The organism is Arthrobacter alpinus (assembly GCF_001445575.1).
GTDB lineage: Bacteria > Actinomycetota > Actinomycetes > Actinomycetales > Micrococcaceae > Specibacter > Specibacter alpinus_C.
This window is the reverse complement of the sequence record NZ_CP013200.1, coordinates 110,715-128,781: the sequence shown is the minus strand read 5'-3', so window position 1 is coordinate 128,781 and position 18,067 is coordinate 110,715. Positions and strand designations below refer to the sequence as shown.

The 18,067-nt window shown below is 60.3% G+C and carries 15 protein-coding genes and 1 riboswitch; of the genes, 5 read left to right on the top strand and 10 right to left on the bottom strand.

The annotated features are described in order from the left end of the window. Positions 1-81 precede the first annotated feature (81 nt). Positions 82-873 (bottom strand): hypothetical protein, encoded by a 792-nt coding sequence (locus AS189_RS00500; RefSeq protein WP_062285491.1) that lies wholly within the window; start codon positions 871-873, stop codon positions 82-84. Between the two features lie 3 nt (positions 874-876). After that, positions 877-1,072: riboswitch (cyclic di-AMP (ydaO/yuaA leader) on the bottom strand. A gap of 238 nt (positions 1,073-1,310) precedes the next feature. Here AS189_RS00500 and AS189_RS00495 point away from each other — a divergent pair. The 4 genes from AS189_RS00495 (at position 1,311) to AS189_RS00480 (ending at position 5,295) form a co-directional block, all read left to right on the top strand. After that, positions 1,311-1,754, top strand: a complete 444-nt coding sequence (locus AS189_RS00495; protein ID WP_062285489.1) for a MarR family winged helix-turn-helix transcriptional regulator — start codon at positions 1,311-1,313, stop codon at positions 1,752-1,754. Then, positions 1,755-3,029 carry an MFS transporter gene (locus tag AS189_RS00490; protein ID WP_062285487.1) on the top strand — a complete coding sequence of 425 codons (1,275 nt, stop codon included), beginning with the start codon at positions 1,755-1,757 and terminating at the stop codon, positions 3,027-3,029. Between the two features lie 633 nt (positions 3,030-3,662). After that, a complete protein-coding gene (locus AS189_RS00485) occupies positions 3,663-4,499 on the top strand; it encodes a winged helix-turn-helix domain-containing protein (protein ID WP_062285485.1) in 837 nt (278 codons plus the stop codon). 271 nt (positions 4,500-4,770) lie between these two features. Further along, entirely contained in the window at positions 4,771-5,295 is a 525-nt protein-coding gene (locus AS189_RS00480) for a SixA phosphatase family protein (RefSeq protein WP_062285483.1), read from the top strand. A gap of 7 nt (positions 5,296-5,302) precedes the next feature. Here the strand turns inward: AS189_RS00480 and AS189_RS00475 are convergent, their stop codons facing one another. The 9 genes from AS189_RS00475 to AS189_RS00435 all read right to left on the bottom strand — a co-directional run bounded on the left by AS189_RS00475 (position 5,303) and on the right by AS189_RS00435 (position 16,906). After that, entirely contained in the window at positions 5,303-7,339 is a 2,037-nt protein-coding gene (locus AS189_RS00475) for a YhgE/Pip family protein (RefSeq protein WP_062285481.1), read from the bottom strand. 187 nt (positions 7,340-7,526) lie between these two features. Continuing rightward, the gene (locus AS189_RS00470) at positions 7,527-8,270 is read right to left on the bottom strand and encodes a hypothetical protein (protein WP_062285479.1); all 744 of its coding nucleotides are present in this window, start codon (positions 8,268-8,270) and stop codon (positions 7,527-7,529) included. 222 nt (positions 8,271-8,492) lie between these two features. Further along, positions 8,493-9,179 carry an N-acetylmannosamine-6-phosphate 2-epimerase gene (locus AS189_RS00465; RefSeq protein WP_062285477.1) on the bottom strand — a complete coding sequence of 229 codons (687 nt, stop codon included), beginning with the start codon at positions 9,177-9,179 and terminating at the stop codon, positions 8,493-8,495. A gap of 28 nt (positions 9,180-9,207) precedes the next feature. After that, the gene (locus tag AS189_RS00460; RefSeq protein WP_062285475.1) at positions 9,208-10,140 is read right to left on the bottom strand and encodes an ROK family protein; all 933 of its coding nucleotides are present in this window, start codon (positions 10,138-10,140) and stop codon (positions 9,208-9,210) included. A gap of 188 nt (positions 10,141-10,328) precedes the next feature. Beyond that, positions 10,329-11,258, bottom strand: coding sequence for a dihydrodipicolinate synthase family protein (locus tag AS189_RS00455; protein WP_062285473.1), 930 nt, complete (start codon positions 11,256-11,258; stop codon positions 10,329-10,331). 48 nt (positions 11,259-11,306) lie between these two features. Further along, complete coding sequence (locus tag AS189_RS00450) at positions 11,307-12,134, bottom strand: ATP-binding cassette domain-containing protein (RefSeq protein WP_062285471.1); 828 nt, start codon at positions 12,132-12,134, stop codon at positions 11,307-11,309. After that, positions 12,131-14,170 carry a dipeptide/oligopeptide/nickel ABC transporter permease/ATP-binding protein gene (locus tag AS189_RS00445; RefSeq protein WP_062285469.1) on the bottom strand — a complete coding sequence of 680 codons (2,040 nt, stop codon included), beginning with the start codon at positions 14,168-14,170 and terminating at the stop codon, positions 12,131-12,133. Before AS189_RS00445 ends, AS189_RS00450 begins: the two co-directional genes overlap by 4 nt. Positions 14,171-14,173: 3 nt before the next feature. Next, a complete protein-coding gene (locus tag AS189_RS00440; protein ID WP_129587106.1) occupies positions 14,174-15,130 on the bottom strand; it encodes an ABC transporter permease in 957 nt (318 codons plus the stop codon). A 159-nt stretch (positions 15,131-15,289) separates the two neighbouring features. Next, the gene (locus tag AS189_RS00435; RefSeq protein WP_062285467.1) at positions 15,290-16,906 is read right to left on the bottom strand and encodes an ABC transporter substrate-binding protein; all 1,617 of its coding nucleotides are present in this window, start codon (positions 16,904-16,906) and stop codon (positions 15,290-15,292) included. A gap of 376 nt (positions 16,907-17,282) precedes the next feature. On the opposite strand from AS189_RS00435, the gene AS189_RS00430 reads away from it, so the two are divergent. After that, positions 17,283-18,014: a FadR/GntR family transcriptional regulator gene (locus AS189_RS00430; RefSeq protein WP_062285465.1), complete on the top strand. Its 732-nt coding sequence runs from the start codon at positions 17,283-17,285 to the stop codon at positions 18,012-18,014. Positions 18,015-18,067 lie beyond the last annotated feature (53 nt).

Genomic DNA, 18,067 nt, shown 5'->3' with positions numbered 1-18,067 from the left:
TGAGTTCCGGGTGCGGTTAGTTCATGCTCCGCAAGGGTCCTGCTGTGCCGAGCTCAATCGGTGCCGAGTTCAAGCCTTGGCTTAGTACCAGCCCACGGATTCGGAGTGACCCCAGGCGCCACAGGGGGATCCATAACGCTCATTGATGTAGCCCATGCCCCAGCGGATCTGGGTTTGGTAGTTGGTGGCCCAGTCGCTGCCGGTGCTCTCCATCTTGTTGGCCGGCAACGACTGTGCAATGCCATAGGCGCCGCTGGAGACGTTCTCAGCCGACGTGAGCCACTCGGATTCGCGCTGCCACAAGGACGTCAGGCAGCTCATCTGGTCTGCTCCCCAGCCGAAGGATGCCAGTTGGCTGGATGCGAAGGCCTTGGCTGCTTCGGGATCATCAACAGGGGCGGCCGGGGCTGCCTTCGTCGCGGGGGTTGCCGTTACGGGCTTGACGGCGTTGGCTTCAACCTTGACCTGTGCCGGTGTTGCTGCCGCTTTCGCGACGGCCGTGGGGGACGTCTTGGACGTGACGGTGACACCGGGGAAACTGATGGCTGCGTCTGTGGGTGCGGAAATGGCAGAGGGCACTGCATGGTCGACGGCGGCTACCAGACTGGTGCTGTTCTGTCCGTCGGCCACGGGGTTCATGGTTTGCGAGGCTACTGAACCGGCAGCCATGAGGGCGCCCACAACGGCCACGGCGGCCATGCATTTTGCGGTAGTTCCGACGGCGGAAAAGGCGCGCGGTGTGGTGGCGGCGCGGGTTCCCGTGCGTGATGTGCCGTTGCGCGACGTGCCGTTACGTGACGTGGTCAGGCTGCGAAGGGATGGCCGGCTTGCTGATTCTGCGCGGCGACGGCCGCGCTGGGGTGCTTCAGACATGGTGGTGCCTCTCTACGCCTGCGAGGTGAGCTGTCGGGAACGGACTAGAGAATCCGGCCGTGCAGCAGTCAGCGGCAGTTTTCACTGCCTGCTGTCATTGCACTGGCTTAACCCCAAGGGCTTCCATAGTGGGAAGGCCCGTAAATCTTGGGTCCCCCGTCTCTGCCATGAAGGAGTAGGAAATGGGCGGGGGCAGAGCTCGGCGAACCGTCCATTGGTGCCAAAAACCGTAAATGGTTCAGCGGGCACTTATCCCAGCGTAACCGAACCGAAACCTGATGTCACATTATGGTAACGGCCATTGTATTAGGCGGCTGGGGATTGAGCTGCCGGCCACATGGGGCGGTGAGCAAGTCAACATTTACTTAGCAATGCTAACGATCTACACTGGAAAGCTGAAGATACGAAACTTTTTGCACTGAGGTAGATGAGCATCCATGACTGAACTTTCCCCAAATCCCAGCACCTCGGACCCCGGTCTGCTCGCCGCGGAATTGCGGGTGGCCGTCATGCGCACCTCAAGACGACTCCGGGCCGAAGCGGCGACGGGGGAGCTCAGCCCAGGGAGATATTCAGTCCTGGCGGGTCTCCTTGCGAGCCCTCAGACCGTGGGGCAATTGGCTGCCAGAGAACAAATCCAGGCACCGTCCATGACGAGGATCGTCAATGATCTGGCTGCTGTGGGCTTCATAAGCCGCGGCGAAAACCCGCAAGACAAACGCCAGGTCCTTGTCAGCATTACCGATCAGGGAAGTGCCGCGCTGATGCGGGCACGGTCCATGCGGACGGCATGGCTGGCGCAACGCGTTGCGGCGCTCACGCCGCAAGACCGCGCCACGCTCCATCAAGCGGCCTTGATCTTGCAGGAGCTGAGTGCCTAGATGAGTTCAATGTTCCGCGCACTGAAAGTGCGCAACTACAGACTCTGGGTGACCGGCGCGCTGGTATCCAATATTGGCACCTGGATGCAGAGAGTAGCTCAGGACTGGTTGGTCCTTACGGTCCTGACGCATAATTCCGGAACGGCCGCAGGTATCACTACGGGGCTGCAGTTCCTACCCATTATTTTCTTAGGTCCCTATGCTGGGTTGCTGGGGGATCGGGTCAATAAGCGCAAGTTGCTGCTGATTACTCAGTCCGCCATGGGATTCTGTGCGCTTTTGTTGGGTATTTTGGTCATCACAGGGTCTGTACAACTGTGGCATGTCTATGCATTGGCACTCATGTTGGGGGTGGCAAGCGCCTTCGATGCACCGTCGCGGCAGGCGTTTGTCTCAGAAGTCGTCGCTAAAGATGACGTGCCCAACGCCGTCGCACTTAATAGCGCTTCCTTTAACCTGGCGCGACTAGCCGGCCCTGGCGTTGCTGGTCTGGTCATTGCCCTAGTCGGTACGGGGCCAGCCTTCCTCATCAATGCCGCCAGCTTCGCCGCCGTCATCTTCTCGCTGTGGCGAATGCGTGCAAGCGAGCTTGTCCCTGCGGTGCGTGTGCCGCGCGCCAAGGGGCAAATCCGCGAGGGGCTCATGTACATCAGGCGACGGCCGGATCTGCTCATGATCATGGTCCTGGTATTTTTGGTGGGCACTTTTGGCATGAATTTCCAGATCACCAATGCGCTCATGGCCACCACTGTCTTCAATGTGGGGCCGGGAGAGTACGGGCTCCTGGGATCCATCATGGCCATTGGCACGTTGGGAGCGGCACTGTTGGCCGCCCGGCGTAAAAAGATGCGGATGCTGTACATCGTGGGCGGCGCGCTGGCGTTCGGCGTCACGGTAGCCGTGGCCGCGCTCATGCCCAGCTATGCGCTGTATGCGGTGGCTCTGATTCCCGTGGGGTTGGCGTCGCTGACGTTCATGAATGCGTGCAACACCACTGTTCAGCTGACCACTGATGCCGCCATGCGGGGCCGGGTGCTCGCCGTATATATGGTGGTGCTGCAGGGCGGGACGCCCATCGGAGCGCCACTTGTTGGCTGGATCGCCACTGAATTCGGTGCCCGCTGGTCGTTGGGCTTGGGTGCAGTGGTTGCTTTTGCCGCAGGCTCGGCAGCACTGTTCATGATGAACCGGCGCAACCATGTGAAAATCCGGGACCAGATCAAGGGCCTGCGTCCGCATTGGATGGTCCTCGGCTTGCGCAACACCGCAAGCTAACAAGCTGGCCGGATTCCACCCACAAACCGCTTGTCCGTAAACTTCTGTTTACCTAGCGTCAAACTCTGTGAAGCAACTGTGTGCAGTGAGCAACTTGCCGAGGCCATCATAGGCGTGCGTTGGGAGCAGATGAACTAATTTCCCTATAATCAGCACGTCATAGAATTTAGTACCGATTAAATGAAAATTTGTTTGATTTAATTTGCCGCGAGTGCTCTTTTTGCCTTAAAATGAGAGCAAAGCAACATTATTAGCTTGATCACAAATTAGAGCAAAATCTCATATTGTGGACACTTTGGGCCTATGTTACTTGCAAGTTCGCTTTGTTACGTAGGACACTGAAAAGCGTGAACACCCACTCAGTAACTTCTGCAGCCGCAGCAACGTTCCGTCTTGGTCTTGGATTGACCGGACGGTTCCTGTCTGGTTGTCGAATGCAGGCCTAGCTCGCAACCCTGATCGTCGCGCATTGCACTGAGCACATTGTACGGAAGCATCAAACGCAAAGGCGCGGCATTTATCAGTCTTGGCCCTAGGGCCGGCCCTGGAATACGGGGCAGCAAGGTTCTGGGGGGACAGAACCACACGAAGCATTCGCGCCGTAGTCACACGGCTAAACACCGAGGTAGTTCAATGTCAGTAGCATCCGGTTACGTCCACATCTCTGTTCGCAACGCCGCCAAGGCCGTTGCCCGCAACTCCACTCAAGGCGCAGCTGCCCGTAATACGCACTTGGAGCAGCCCGGCTACCGTGTCGAGGCTGGAAGTGCGGCAGCCCGTCTCCGTGCCGTCCCCTCCGGGGATCTCAACCCCATGACGGCGCCCACGCCCGTCATTGCAGGGGCTGGAGCGGATAGCCTTCGCGGGGTCAGCCCCGATAACGTGGCCCGCGGCTTCGTCCTGTACGTGGGCGTTGACGAAGATACTGCAGCTGCAGCCGGAACGTCGCTGGCCAAGCTGGCCCAAGACATCCGGGCCTTCGCCCAGACACTGGTGCCGCAGGCCCAGAGCTATGCCGCCGTGGCGATTGCGCCGTCGGACGCTGTAGGGAGTCCTCTGGACGTGGTTCGCTCCACCTTTGGCGACCCCACCGTTGCCAGCCGCCAGCGCGCCGAAGCCGTCCGCATTCCCGCCGCCGAACAGCGCCCCACCGGCGTGCTGATCGATCTTGCCCGCCGCGAAGTTCACCTTGATGGTGACACCCTGAACCTCACATTCAAGGAATTCGAACTTCTCAATTACCTGGTCGAGAACGGCACCCGCACCGTTGGACGCGACGAACTCCTCGAAGGCCTCTGGTCCAACGCCGACGAGATCCCCAACGAGCGCACCATCGACGTTCACATCCGCCGGCTCCGCTCCAAGCTGGGCCGCCTCGCCAACACCGTGCGCACCGTTCGCGGCGAAGGCTACCGCTTCTATGAGCACCCCGAAGTGGTTGTCTGGGCCGCCCCGGAATACTCCATCTAGCACTCCTTCTCAGACGCTCCCTCGCTTTTAGTGAGGGAGCGTCTGGCCGTTAAGCCCATTTGCTGAGGGAGCGTTGCCCAAAACACCCCATTTGCTGAGGGAGGGTCTGTAGGGCCGGGAGGAATGGGTTTTGCCGCACCTCAAGTACGACGGCGTTCGACTCACCTTGGTGGTCCCCAACTGCTCCCGCTACTCGCAGGCTCGCAGCGGGTCCCTCGCGTCGTGGGCCCAGGCGCCGTCGTACTGCCTTAACTGTCACTAAACTGAGGGAATGAGCGAATACCATATTAAACGGTTGATCCTAATGCGCCATTCCAAGGCAGCATTCCCCCTGGGCGTGGAGGATCACGATCGGCCGCTGGCGCAGCGTGGCCACACCGAGGCGCCGCTGGCCGGCAAATGGATGATGGAGAACGGTGTGGTGCCCGATTTCATCCTGTGCTCATCGGCGGTGCGGACTCGACAGACCTGCACGTGGGTGTGTCAGCAGTTGGGGGAGAAGGCGCCCACTCCGAAGTTGGAATCCGGGTTGTACGCGGCGGGGGCCACATCCATGCTCTCGGTCATCAACCATGTGCCGGAAACTGTGGGGACGCTGCTGGTCATCACCCACATGCCTGGCGTGCAGGCGCTGGCGCTGCGGCTGGCTTCGCGGGATTCGGATCAGGATGCGTATATGGATCTGGCGTCAGGGTTCCCCACGAGTTCCTTTGCCGTCTTGGAGCACAGCAGCCACTGGGCCACGCTGGACGGGCAGGACGCCGAGTTGAAGAACATCGTGGTGCCCCGCCCGTAAGGCGATTCTAGGCTTCGATCTCCGGCATCAGCGTCTTGAGTGTCCAGGTCTTCTTCTTCGACACAGCAGCCCAGGCCAACAGCAAGCCCAACAGCATGTAGCCCAGCAACCCCAGCACAATGGGCAGCAGCGGAGCGAGATCGGCGCCGTAGATTAGGTGCCGCATCCCCTCAACAACATGTCCCATGGGCAGGATCTGGTGCATGATGTGCAGCGGTGCAGGAGTGGTTTGCCACGGGAATGTGCCGCCAGAGGACACCAGCTGGAGCACCAGCAGGATCAGGACCACAAACTTACCTGGTGTTCCCAGCAACGCCACAATGCCCTGAATCAACGCCGTGAACGCCATTGACGCCAGCAGGAGCAATCCGAGCGTGAGCCATGGGTGACTCGGCTCGAGGCCGAGGCCAAATTTCACGACGGCGTATAGCAATAGCGCCTGGCCGCAGGAAACGGTGGCGAACGGCAACCAGCCGCCCAGCGCAATCTTCCACGAAGGTGCATTGGAGGCAAGGGCCCGAACCGTTAGCGGCCGCATGGCCTGAACCAGCATGAACGCACCGATCCACAGGGCCAGCACGAGGAAGAACGGCGCCAGACCCGAACCATAGTTGGCGGCCTGAGCTTGGGAGACAGAATCCACTCGAATGGGATCGGCGATGACGCCGGCTGCGTTTTGCTTCTCCTTGTCATTGGGATCTGGCACGGACCCCGCGCCGCTGCGCAGCTGGGTGGCGAGATCGCTGGGCCCGGTTGCGAGTTTGCCGGAGCCGACCTTCAAATCAGCAACCCCGGAATCGAGCTTCTTGGCGCCAGCAGCCAGTTGCGTGGCTCCGTCCAAAGCCGTGGTCTGGCCATCGGCAAGTGTTCCGGCGCCCGTGGTCAGATCGCTGGCGCCGGTCTTTGCTTGCGAAATGGCCCCGGAGAGTTTGGGTGTTGCAGCAGCAAGCTTCGATGCTCCGGCGGCCACATCGGCAGACCCATCAGCCAACTTTTGAATATCTTTGGTGTCGGTTGCCAGCTGACCCTTGAGTTCTGTGATTGACGGGCTCGCGGCATCCTTCTTCAATGAGTCGCCGATCTTGGTGGCTTGCTCGGGGGTGATGACTCCATCTGTGACGAGTTGCACGAGCTTGTCATTGATAGCTCCGGTGACGGCGCCATCGAGCTTCTCGGCAGTACCTGCGGCACTTTGGACCTTGGTATTCAAGGCAGCGTTGCCTGCGGCAACGGCGGCAGCACCATCGGAGAGCGTCTTGGTATCGCCCGGCAGCGTGGACGTTTGGGAATCCAGCAGGCCAAGCCCCGTGTCCAGCTTCGATGCGCCGGCCTGCAGCTGTTTCGCTCCGGTGACCAGCTGGGTCTGCCCGGCCACCAGTGAATCCGCGCCCGTCAACAGATCGGAACTACCAGTTTTGAGCGTCCCTACGCCGGTATCCAGGGTCGTGGCGCCTTCTGCCAACTGTTTCGCGCCGTCGGCCGCCTTAATCAGTTGGGCGTGGATGGTGCCGTATCCGGTCAGCAGCGAGTTGGCGGTCTGCTCACCCACTTGCTGTGCCACGGAGTCATGGACCTGGGTGGCCACCTTGTCCACGATCGAGGTCAATAAATAGTTGTTGGCGTCATTGGTGGTCACGCTCATCATGGCCTGCGTGGCCGAATCAAAATTCTCCGGCGAGGCCAGATTTGCTGAGAAGTCCTTGGGGATTGTCAGTGCGAACGCGAATTCGCCACTGCGCACCCCATCCTCGGCTTCTTGGGGCGTCTCCACCAGATGCCAATCGAACTTATGCCCCTCCACCAGAGTGTCAGCGACGTCCTGACCAACCGTCAGTTTCTCGCCATCCTTGGTCGTGGCGCCCTGGTCCTGAACCACCACGGCTGCCTGGAGCTGATCGAGGTTGCCGTACGGATCCCAGTTCGCATACAAATACACCGCCCCATAGAGCAGCGGCACCATGACCAGGGCAACAATGGTCAGCTTCGGCAGGATCCCGCCGGTCATGCGCTTGAGTTCGGATAGGGCCAAGCGGAACACTGTCATGGCTTTTCCTCCGGGGTGGGCTCGACTGGAGCTGATGTGATGGGGTGATCTGCGGTGCTCGTGAGGGGCGGCGGGGCCGGTTCCGCCTCCTGCCCAGCGACGTCCCCTGAAGGTTCCTCCGCGGGCGCAGAGTCTGGCTCTTCTACGGGTACGTCATCGTCCGGCAGCTCGTCTGAGCTCAGTTCCTCTACTCCCACTTCGTCTGCCCCCATCTCGTCTGCGCCGGGAGTAGCGGCGGGAGGTTCTTCGCCGTCGTGCTCCAAAGTCTCGAGCGTAACGGCATTGCCAGCGATGACGGCCGGTCCATCCCACTCATCGGGTAGCCGCCCACAACGCCAATCACCATGATTGGGCGGGGCGTGAGCGTGCTTGCGGGGTCGTCGCCATGGCCAAGCTCGCCCGCCGCAGCTGCCTCCATCAGGGGCAACCATGCGGAGATATCGGCGGTGTGGCGGTCCGGGGAATCCAGAACAAGTAACTCAACATTTCGGTTCGCCAAGGCCAATTCCAGCTGGAGGTGCAGGAGCCGTTCAGGTGCCAACTCCTCGATCCACTGGTCCAGAACATCGCGGAAGCCATGCTTGACCAGCCACGCCGTGGGGCGGGTGCGGTCGCGGAACTTCAGTGGCACCAAGGCCAGATCCTCGGCCGTCATGGACCGGGCGGTGAGGTGGTGTTCGGGAGCATTCACGTTCGGTGAATCAACCAGAGCGCTGCGCCGCCGAAGGGAAGACATGGAGGCGTCGTGGCCCAGCGTCACGGACCCCGTTGATGGCTTCATGCGGCCGGTCAAGGACAAGGCGAGAGCGGTGCGGCGTTCCTGTCCGTCGGCCTGGATGAGCAGCACTTCACCCCGGTGTGCTTCGGCAGTGGTGGCGGGCAACAGGGTGTGGCGCCTCCCTGCGACGTGCAACTGTTGGGCAGTGAGCATAGGGCGCTCCTTCGAGGCGGGGGTGACTGGAACAAATTATCAGAACTGACTGGTCAGTGCAAGGAAGTGTGGTGAGACTCATCCACACTTCTGCGTACTCTGCCGTGTGAACGAGCTTAAAACAATCGAGTGGGCAGTAGATGTCAATGTTGCTCAGAAACATTGGTATCTACTGCCCACTCGAGGTGAGGTGCGGCAAGGAGTGCTGGCGGAACGCTCGCTTTAGGCGTCCAGAGCAGCCTTGAACCAGCTGGTGATGGTGGAAGGGTGTGTGATCGCGGTACCCACCACCACGGCAAAGGCTCCGGCGTCCATTGCTGCCCGAGCCTGGGCGGGGGAGTGGATGCGGCCTTCGGCGATGAGCGGCTTGCCCAAGTTGGCGGCGGCGATCGCGGCGATGAGTTCCAGATCCGGGCCGGCGGTCTTGGGGCGTTCGCCCGAGTAGCCAGCCAAGGTGGTCCCGATCAGGTCGGCGCCCGCTTCGGCAGCTGCAACGGCGTCCTCGAAGGAGCCACAGTCGGCCATGACCAGCGAATTGGAATTGGCATGCACGCCGGCAATGGTCTCGGCCAGGGTCAGCCCGTCCGGGCGGGGGCGGCGCGTGCCGTCAATGGCCACGATGTGGGCACCGGCGCTGGCACAGGCGAGGGCGTGGCGCAGCGTGGGGGTGATGAAGACGCCGTCGTGCCCGTCTTTCCAGAGCCCGATCACGGGAACTTCCACAGCAGCGCGAGCGAACTGGATATCAGCAATGCCTTGGACCCGGATGGCCGCAGCCCCGCCCACTACGGCTGAGGCGGCAATCTGGGCCATGGTGCGGGGATCGCGCATGGCCTCTCCCGGGTAGGCCTGGGCGGATACAACAAGCTGCCCGGCAAGCGCATCAAAGTTGGTCATTTTCAGTGTCATGGTGACTCCTAGGAAAGATGAATCGAAATTATGAGGCAAGGACCAAGGATGCTGCGCCCACTATGGCGGCAGTGTTGCCCAAGCTGGCTCGCACCACTGCCACAGAGGCCAGGGGAGCCAGAAGTTCTGTGCGGAGGGCCTTCTCCATGGCATCCCACCACAGTTCTCCGGCGTCGGCCAACCCTCCGGAGACTACCACCACGGCGGGATCCAGAATGTTGATGAGTCCGCCCACTGCCTGTCCGGCGGCCGTTGCTGCGGTGGCGATCACGGCCAAGGCTAGATCATCTCCGGCCCGGGCAGCATCAAACACCTCGCGCGTATCGCTCAGGGCGGCGCTGCCACCGTGACGGAGGTAGGCGGCGTGGATCGCGGGACCTGAGGCGATGGCCTCCACATGACCCTCATGTCCGCAGGAACAAGGCAACGGAGCTCCGCGGTACACAGCCAGCGGCGAGGCAAAGTGCCCCACATGCCCGCCCACAAAGTGCGCACCGAGCACCGGCTGGCCCTGGATGACAAAGCTGCCGCCCACTCCTGTGCCAAAGGCAACCATGAGAGCGGTAGCGGCACCCTCCCCGGCACCGTGCCACGCCTCGCCCAGCGCATGGGCATGAACGTCATTGACCACGGCACAGCGCAGTCCCAGCCGGGCGGTCAGTCCCGCGGTGATGGCTGTTCCGCTCCAACCGAGGATGGCGTCGGTGGCGGAAATGACTGTGCCTTCGGCGGCATTGATGACGCCAGCGGAGCCAATGCCTACGGCTTCCACGGCGGCACCCATGGCTGCGGCACGTTCAATGAGGGAGGCGATCAGGGCCGTCGTGGCATCAAGAATGGCCTCGCCGCCGTCGCGGTTCAGGGTGGGAATTTGATCGGTAAGCAATACCGAGCCGTCCTCGCCCACCACTCCGGCAGCTGTTTTGGTTCCGCCAAGGTCAACGCCAACTACGTACCGCATGAAAGATCCTTCAAAGACTGTGGTTCACGTACAACGGGGGTTGATGCACATTCAAAAGCTAAGCTTCCATTCTGCTGCCCGGGCGTATCCGTCCGGGCAGCAGCAAAGCGGCTTAGATCAACTGCAGCTTAGATCACCTGAGACCAGAATGGCTCAGTGATTTCAGAAGTCAGTTCAGAACAGAAGTTCTAGATCAGGCCCGTGCGCTCAAGGATAACCTTGATGGCTGCCGTCTCATCTTCGTCCAACGCGAGCATCGGAGCGCTCATGACGTTGGTCTTGATGATGCCCATGAGGACCAGGGCGGTCTTGAACGCGCCCAGACCTGCTGCGTTGCCGGAGAGACGGCCAGCCTTCGGGGTGTAAACAATGTTGAAGACATCGGCGATGCGGTCCTGCTCAGCAGCGGCACCGGCCCAGTCGCCAGCAACGGAGAGATCGTACAGGCGGCGGTAAGCCTTGGGGTCAACGTTACCCAGGCCCGGCACAACACCCTGTGCGCCGCCGAGCAGTGCACCGTCAACAACCACTTCGTGGCCGGTGAAGATGTCGAAGTTCGGGATGTCCTTGGCACCAATGAGCAGCTGGCGGAAGGAAACATCGTCACCGGAGGAGTCCTTGACACCGGCGATGACGCCTTCGCGGCCCAGCTCCAGGAGCAGGTCGGTGGGCATCTTGAAGTGGGTGCGAACCGGAACGTCGTAAACGAACAACGGTACGTCCACCGAGGCTGCCACGGTGCGGATGTGGCGGCCGGTCTCTTCAGCGTTGCTGATGGCGTAGTACTGGCTGGTCGCGACGATGGCGTCGGCACCCAGGGAGACCATGCGGCGGGCTTCTTCAACCACGCGGTTGGTGGTCTGCTCAACAGCGCCTACCAGCAACGGGACCTGTCCGGCATTGACGCCGGCAATGGTGCGCAGTACGGTGTCGCGCTCGTCGTTGGTCTGGTGGGTCACTTCGCCGGAGGAGCCGTTGACGAACAGGCCGCTCACGCCGCCTTCGATCAGGTGGCGGGTGAGGTTCTCCAGCGAGGGGACGTCAATGGCGCCTTCAGCTGTGCGGGGGGTGCAGACGGGAGGGATAACGCCCTGGAAACGGGTAGCGACGGTAGTCACGTGAATTGCTCCAAATTTGTATTGATGGGTGGAAAACTATGGGGAAAATCAGATGTGAAGAAGGGACGGCGCGGCGCCGAGGAGCTTCTTCGTGTAGTCGTTGGTGGGGTTGTCAAAGATCTGCTCCGCGGAGCCCTGCTCCACAATCTGCCCGTAGTACATGACACAGATGCGGTCAGAAACGTAGCGAACTGTCTGGATGTCATGGCTAATGAAAACCATGCCCAGGTTCAGTTCCTTCTTCAGATCCGAGAGCAAGTTCAGTACCTGAGCGCGGACAGAAACATCCAGTGCCGAGGTGGGTTCATCGGCCACCATGATGTCCGGGCCCAAGGCCAGGGCGCGGGCAATAGCCACACGCTGGCGCTGTCCACCGGAAACTTGCGACGGCGTGACCTCGGCTGCCGACTGCGGCAAGCCAACCAGCGCCAAGAGTTCGGCAACCTTGGCCAGGCGCGATGCGCCGTTGCCAATCCCGTGAATAATCAGCGGGTCAAGCAGGATGTCCTGGATGGTCATGCGCGGGTTCAGTGCCGTCGACGGGTCTTGGAAGACTACGGAGACGGAGCGGCCGAATTCCTTGCGCATGGCGGCGTTGCGCTTGATGGCGGGCTTGCCATGGAACAACACTTCACCTGAAGTGGGTTCTTGCAGTCCTACCAGAACCGAAGCCAGTGTTGACTTGCCACAACCGGACTCGCCCACAATGCCAACGGTCTCGCCGCGGCTGATGGAGAAGTCCACGCCATTGACGGCCTTGACGTAGCTGGGCTTGAACAGTCCTCCGGAGCGGGTCCGGTGGTGAACGTGCAGGTCCTTCAGTTCAATGACCGGGGTAGCTCCGTTTTTGGCGGCAGCTGCTGTGTGCTTGCTCATGAGGCACCTTCCGTATCTGCCCCGGCGGAAACCGTCTGGGCATCTTCGCGCTTGTGACTGGCCCAGAAATGATCGCTTGTAACGCCATCACGGGTGATGGGAACAAAGCTCAACTTCTGGTTCGGATCAGCGTCTAGACGCTGTGAACGGCCGGCGAACCTGTCACCGAAGGCAAATTCACGCGGCGAGGGAACGGTGCCGGGAATCTGGTGGAGGCGGACGGCGTCGGACTCGATGGAGAGCACGGCGCCCAGCAGGCCACGGGTGTATTCGTGGGTGGGGTGCGTCAGCAGTTCTGCAGCCTGAGCAGATTCAACAACCTGCCCGGCGTACATGACGGTGATCTTGTGCGCCAATGAAGCGACCAAGGCAAGGTCGTGGCTGACGAACACCATGGCGAAGCCCAGCTGCTCACGCAGTTCGTTCAGGAGGTCAACAACCTGCTTCTGAACCGTTACGTCCAAGGCGGTGGTGGGCTCATCGGCGACCACAATCTTGGGCGAGCGGGACAGGGCCATAGCGATCAATACGCGCTGGCGCTGGCCGCCGGAGAGCTCGTGCGGGTAGCTCTTGAGCGTACGTTCCGGGTCAAGCTTGACCAGTTCCAGCAACTCGGCGGGGGTCTTGCGGCCGTTGCGGCGGGTGAGCTGCAACATCTGGTCCTTGATCAACATGGACGGGTTCAGGGAGCTCAAAGCATCCTGATAGACCATGGCGATCTGCTCGCCGCGCAGACCTTCGTAGGCCTTCACAGAGCTGTGCTTGGTCACAGGATCAAGAAGTTCTTTGCCATCAAATTTGATGGAACCGGTGACAACAGCAGTCTTGGGCAACAAGCCCATGATGGCCAGTGAGGTGATGGACTTGCCGCAACCGGATTCGCCCACCAGGCCCATGGTTTCGCCTTCACGAACCGTGAAGGAGACGTTTTCCACAATCGGTGTCTCATCGAAACGGGCCGGGAAGCGGATGGACAGGTTCGTCACTTCCAGGATCACACGAGCGTCGGGTCCAACCTGTGCGAGGCGGTCGCTGCGAGACTTTTCAACGGACTGGAGCAGGAGCAGTTCCTTATCCAGTGCAGCGAAGGGGTCTTCAATCGCGGCCCGTGCTGCAGCATCAGCCTTGGCGAGCTCCAGAGCGGCAGCTGCCGAACCGTCGTCGTCCTTCACCGGAGCGGCACGCTTGAGCTTCGGGTTGACCATGGCATCGGTGAGGCCCTCGGCCAGAATATTCAGTGCCAGAACCGTCAGCAAGATGACCAGACCAGCGAACGTGGTTGCCCACCAGCCGCCGGAGAGCACCAGGTTACGTCCGTAGGAGATGACGTTGCCCCAGCTGGGAGCGGGGTCTTGAATACCGGCGCCCAAGAAGGAAAGGGAGGCTTCCAAGATGATGGCGTCGGCGACCATGACTGTTGCGAACACCAGCACGGGGGCGGCGGTGTTGCGCACAATGTGCTTGAGCATGATGTAGGTACGGCCGGCACCGATAACACGCTCGGCGCGAACATAATCCTCACCGTACTGTGAGAGCACGTTAGCGCGGACCACGCGGGCAAGCTGCGGGGTGTAAATGATGCCGATGGCCAAGATGATGGTGGGGACCGAGTTGCCAAAAGCCGTCAACAGAACCGCGGCCAGGGCGATACCGGGGAATGCCATCAAGATGTCCATGATGCGCATGATGATCTCGTTGGTGGTCTTCGAAGACGTTGCAGCGATGGCACCAAGGGTTGCGCCAACAATGATGGCCAGTGCCACGGCACCGAGGCCAATCATCAGCGAGGCCTGAGCTCCGTACATCAGACGGGACAGGATGTCACGGCCAATGCGGTCGGTACCAAACCAGTGGGCGCCGCTTGGTGCCGTCGCAGGATCGCCGGTCTCCAGAGGATCATGCGGTGCAATCCACGGAGCCAGAATGGCCACAATAACAATGAAGACCAGGAAAATCAGGGCCAGTTTGGACCCCAGAGTAAGAGCCTTGAAGCGCAGGCCAGGCGCGCTTAGCCGTTCGGCAAGTTTGCTTCGCATGACTTAGACCGTCCTGATTCGGGGGTTGATGAGCAGGTAGATAAGGTCCACCAGGATGTTCACAATCACGAACGTCACGGCGATGACCAGGACAACGCCCTGAACAAGGTTGGTGTCCGAGTTGGTGATGCCATTGAGAATCTGCTGTCCCATGCCGGGCAGGGAGAAGATCATTTCAATAACGACGGCGCCGCCGAGCAGGTAGCCAATGCGCAGACCCAGCACGGTTACGGGGGTGACAAGGGCGTTGCGCAACACGTTGCGGGAAACAACAGTGGTGTAGGGGACGCCGTTGCCGATGGCTGTACGGACGTAATCGCGGTCCAGTTCCTCAACCATGGAGGTGCGAACCACTCGGATCAGGGACGCTGACACGGGAATGGCCAGGGCCAACGCCGGTAGGGCCATGGAGCTAAGCCAGCCACCAAAGCCTTCATCAGGATCGGCCAAGCCGCCTGAGGGGAACCAAGAGTTGTCGCCGAGAGCGAACCACTGGATCAGCAAGATGCCCAACCAGAAGGACGGAGTTGCAATAGCGGCTACCGAGAACACGCGGATGACCTGGTCAACCCACTTGTCACGGTAAAGGGCCGCAAGGACACCGAAAACAAGCGAAATGATAACCGCGATGATCACGCCAACAAGGGTCAACTGCAAGGTCACGGGGAAAGCGGCGGAAATAACCTCAGTAATGGGCTTTTCCGGCGGAAGGGTCTTGCCGAAGTCGCCCGTGATGAGTCGACCTAGGTATTGAAAATACTGAATGAAGAGGGGATCGTTGAGGCCGTTGACTTGGCGGTACTGTTCCAAAGCCTCCGGAGAGGCTCCTTCACCAAGTGCGGCAACGGCACGGTCACCGGGCGCGAACTGCAACACGACGAAGACGAGCAGGGTTACACCCAAGATCATCAACGGCAGCGCTGCGAGCCTGCGTCCGAGCAGTCGCAAAAAGTTTGCCAATGTACTTTACTCCGGTTCTAATTGCAGCTTCGATTCAAGAAAACTGTGGGCTGCGTCATAGGAAATATGGTGTGAGACCTAGGGGGCCGTGGCCTAGTGGCCACAGCCCCCCGGGTGTGTCATGCAAGGTAAAACGTCAGGTGATAAAAGGTACTGAATTTACTCGGAGCGTCCAACACCAATGAAGGAAACGCCGGTGGTCGGCAGGGGCTGGAAGCCGGTCAGCTTCTTGGAGTCCCATGCGGTGGGCAGCTTACGGTGGAAGATCGGGTACAACGGCGCCTGCTCGGCGATGATGTCCACGATTTCCTTGTAGAGGCCCTTGGCGTCAGCCTCGGAAGCGGCAAGAGCTGCCGTCAGCTTGGTCTGGACTTCCTTGTACTCTGCCGAGCCGCTCCATGCGAAGCGGTTCTTGGCCCAGGTGTCACCACGGAAGAACCAGCTGAGCAAAATGTCAGCGTCGTTGCCGAAGACGGAGGGATCGCCTGGAGCTGCGACGACGTCGTAGTTCAGGCCGCCTACCTTCTCCGGTGCGTAGACAGCTGCCGAAGCCAACGGCTCCAGCGTGGTTGTTACGCCAATGGCATCCCAGTTCTTCTTGATCAGCGGGATAACATCCTTGACCCAAGCGGTGTCGGTGCTGGTCAGCGTCAGCTTCAAGCCCGAAACGCCTGCTGCGGAGAGCAGCGACTTAGCCTTCTCGGCGTCGTAGGCGTAAACCGTGGAAGCCTTGGAGTACGACGGGTGGGTGGTCTGGAAGTAGGAGGTAGCCGCTTCGCCATTACCCAACAGGGCAGTCTTGATGATGGCGTCCTTGTCCAGGGCGTAATGCAGAGCCTGGCGAACTTCCTTCTTGTCGAAGGGAGCCTTGGTCAGGTTGAACATGAGGAACATCAGACCGAAGGACTGAACGGACTCGACGTCGACCTTCGCCTTGAGCGCATCAACGTCCAAGTAGGGAACATCTTCGATGGCCTGAACGCGGCCGGACTGCATGGCCGTAACGCGGGCAGATGCATCTGAGAGCAGCAGCCAGGTCATGTCCTTGGCCAGGGCAGGCTTGGGGCCGTTGTAGTCGTCGTTGCGTGCGAAGACGATCTTGTCGTCCTTGGCTGCGGAGACGAACTTGTACGGGCCTGTGCCGATCGGCTTGGCGTCGAAGGCCTTCTGGTCTGCCGAAGCAAGAGCCTTGGGGACAATCTTGACCACGGAGATGCGGGGGCCGAAGCCGGCGAAAGCGGTGTTGAGCTTGAACTCGACAGTCTTCTCGTCAACCTTCTTGACGGAGTCGATGAAGAAGATGAACTGAGCGAACAGGGCCTTGTTGGCCGGGTCCAGAACGCGCTCGAAGGAGTAGGCAACATCGTCGGTGGTGACCGGGGTGCCGTCGTGGAACTTTGCACCGTCGCGAATGGTCACACGGTAAGTCTTGTCGTCCACCATCTTCGGGTCTTCTTTGGCGAGAGCGTTGTAGGGCTCACGCGTTGCCGGGTGAAGTTCTACAAGGCCTTCGAAGATGTGCAGGTTGGCGGCCAACGGGGTAGCGCCGGAGGAGCTCATGGGATCGAAGCCGGTGGAGAGCGAGTAAGAGATGCCAGCTTCAATGCTGAGATCCTTGTTGACCGCTCCGGTGGCCTTTTTGCTGGTATCGCTGGAGGAGCCACAAGCGGCAAGTGTGGCCGTGAACGCGGTCGCTGCACCAAGGACGCCAGCGGCCTTGAGGAATGTGCGGCGCGAAGCCGGGGTCGCAGGCAGGTTCTGAAGAGTATTGCTCATTCTGTTGACTCACCATTTCGTCTATTAGTTATCGGATGTAGGACGTCCGATGCTTATAATGAAACTGTAATAGCCATCACACGCTTTGGTCAAATGTTTTGTGATCTCATTTTGGTCTCGATGCGCCAGTAGCGGGATCTGCGCTTTTGTGGCAAGTCTTCCAGTGTGCGGCCGCGGAGTGCCGGTTTAATGGCAACATGGTCGGACATCCGATATTCTATGAGCTGTATCACGCGGTTGTGCCAATACTAAAGCGGTCTCAAATGGCAGCGTTGCCATGCATCAAGCCCGACGGCGGCAGGGGAAGCTCTCCCGAGTTTTCGCCAGCGAAGTGATAAAAGTAAGTCCCTGCAGTGTTAGTTTCTGAGGAGTTCTGTTGCCCATCTCAACTATTGTGCCAAAAGCCCGGTTCAGTGCACAGGCGCGTCTGCGCGCCCTGCAAGCGGACATCATGGAGCTCATCCTTGAGCGAGACCTGGATGCCGGCGACCCCATGCCCACAGAGAGTGAACTGTGTGAGGTGCTTGGTGTTGGCCGAAACACGCTGCGGGAATCCCTGAAGGTCCTGCAAGCCCTGGGTGTCATTGAGATCCGGCATGGATTTGGCATGTTCGTGGCTCCCAGTAATTTCGACGCCCTCGCCGATGGCCTGACCTTCCGCGGCCGGTTGTCCTTGCGCCATGAAGGGTTGGAAGCCCTGCAACTGGTTGACATTCGTCAGGCGCTGGAATCGGGTCTGATTAGTTCCGCCATCTCCCTGACTGACGCCGAGCACTTGCTGAAGATAGAAACCACCGTTGTAAAGATGGAAGGGCTGGCTGCCCGTGCCGAGCCCTTCCCGGAAGTCGATGCGGAATTCCACCGCCTACTGTTCGAACCCCTGGCCAATGACCTGCTGATGAACCTTATGGGTGTCTTTTGGAAGGTCTACCGCAAGATCCACATGGAAATTGGCACCGGCGGCTTGGACCTGGTCCATACAGCGGGCGAACACCGTGCCATTTACGATGCCGTGGTAGCTCAGGACGGACCGCGCGCCGCAGAGCTGCTCAGCCTCCATTTCGACGGTATCCGCAAGAAGATCCGGAAGTTCGTGGATCCCGAATAGTCCCCAACTGCTCCCAACTAACAGCCGCTGGCGCGTCTGTTAGTTGGGTCCCT

Bases quoted from the DNA above. Each gene is read 5' to 3' on its own strand.
- AS189_RS00465 (WP_062285477.1), bottom strand. From the start codon at position 9,179: ATGACACTGAAAATGACCAACTTTGATGCGCTTGCCGGGCAGCTTGTT.
- AS189_RS00500 (WP_062285491.1), bottom strand. From the start codon at position 873: ATGTCTGAAGCACCCCAGCGCGGCCGTCGCCGCGCAGAATCAGCAAGC.
- AS189_RS00470 (WP_062285479.1), bottom strand. From the start codon at position 8,270: ATGCTCACTGCCCAACAGTTGCACGTCGCAGGGAGGCGCCACACCCTG.
- AS189_RS00490 (WP_062285487.1), top strand. From the start codon at position 1,755: ATGAGTTCAATGTTCCGCGCACTGAAAGTGCGCAACTACAGACTCTGG.
- AS189_RS00495 (WP_062285489.1), top strand. From the start codon at position 1,311: ATGACTGAACTTTCCCCAAATCCCAGCACCTCGGACCCCGGTCTGCTC.
- AS189_RS00475 (WP_062285481.1), bottom strand. From the start codon at position 7,339: ATGACAGTGTTCCGCTTGGCCCTATCCGAACTCAAGCGCATGACCGGC.
- AS189_RS00480 (WP_062285483.1), top strand. From the start codon at position 4,771: ATGAGCGAATACCATATTAAACGGTTGATCCTAATGCGCCATTCCAAG.
- AS189_RS00460 (WP_062285475.1), bottom strand. From the start codon at position 10,140: ATGCGGTACGTAGTTGGCGTTGACCTTGGCGGAACCAAAACAGCTGCC.
- AS189_RS00435 (WP_062285467.1), bottom strand. From the start codon at position 16,906: ATGAGCAATACTCTTCAGAACCTGCCTGCGACCCCGGCTTCGCGCCGC.
- AS189_RS00485 (WP_062285485.1), top strand. From the start codon at position 3,663: ATGTCAGTAGCATCCGGTTACGTCCACATCTCTGTTCGCAACGCCGCC.
- AS189_RS00445 (WP_062285469.1), bottom strand. From the start codon at position 14,170: ATGCGAAGCAAACTTGCCGAACGGCTAAGCGCGCCTGGCCTGCGCTTC.
- AS189_RS00450 (WP_062285471.1), bottom strand. From the start codon at position 12,134: ATGAGCAAGCACACAGCAGCTGCCGCCAAAAACGGAGCTACCCCGGTC.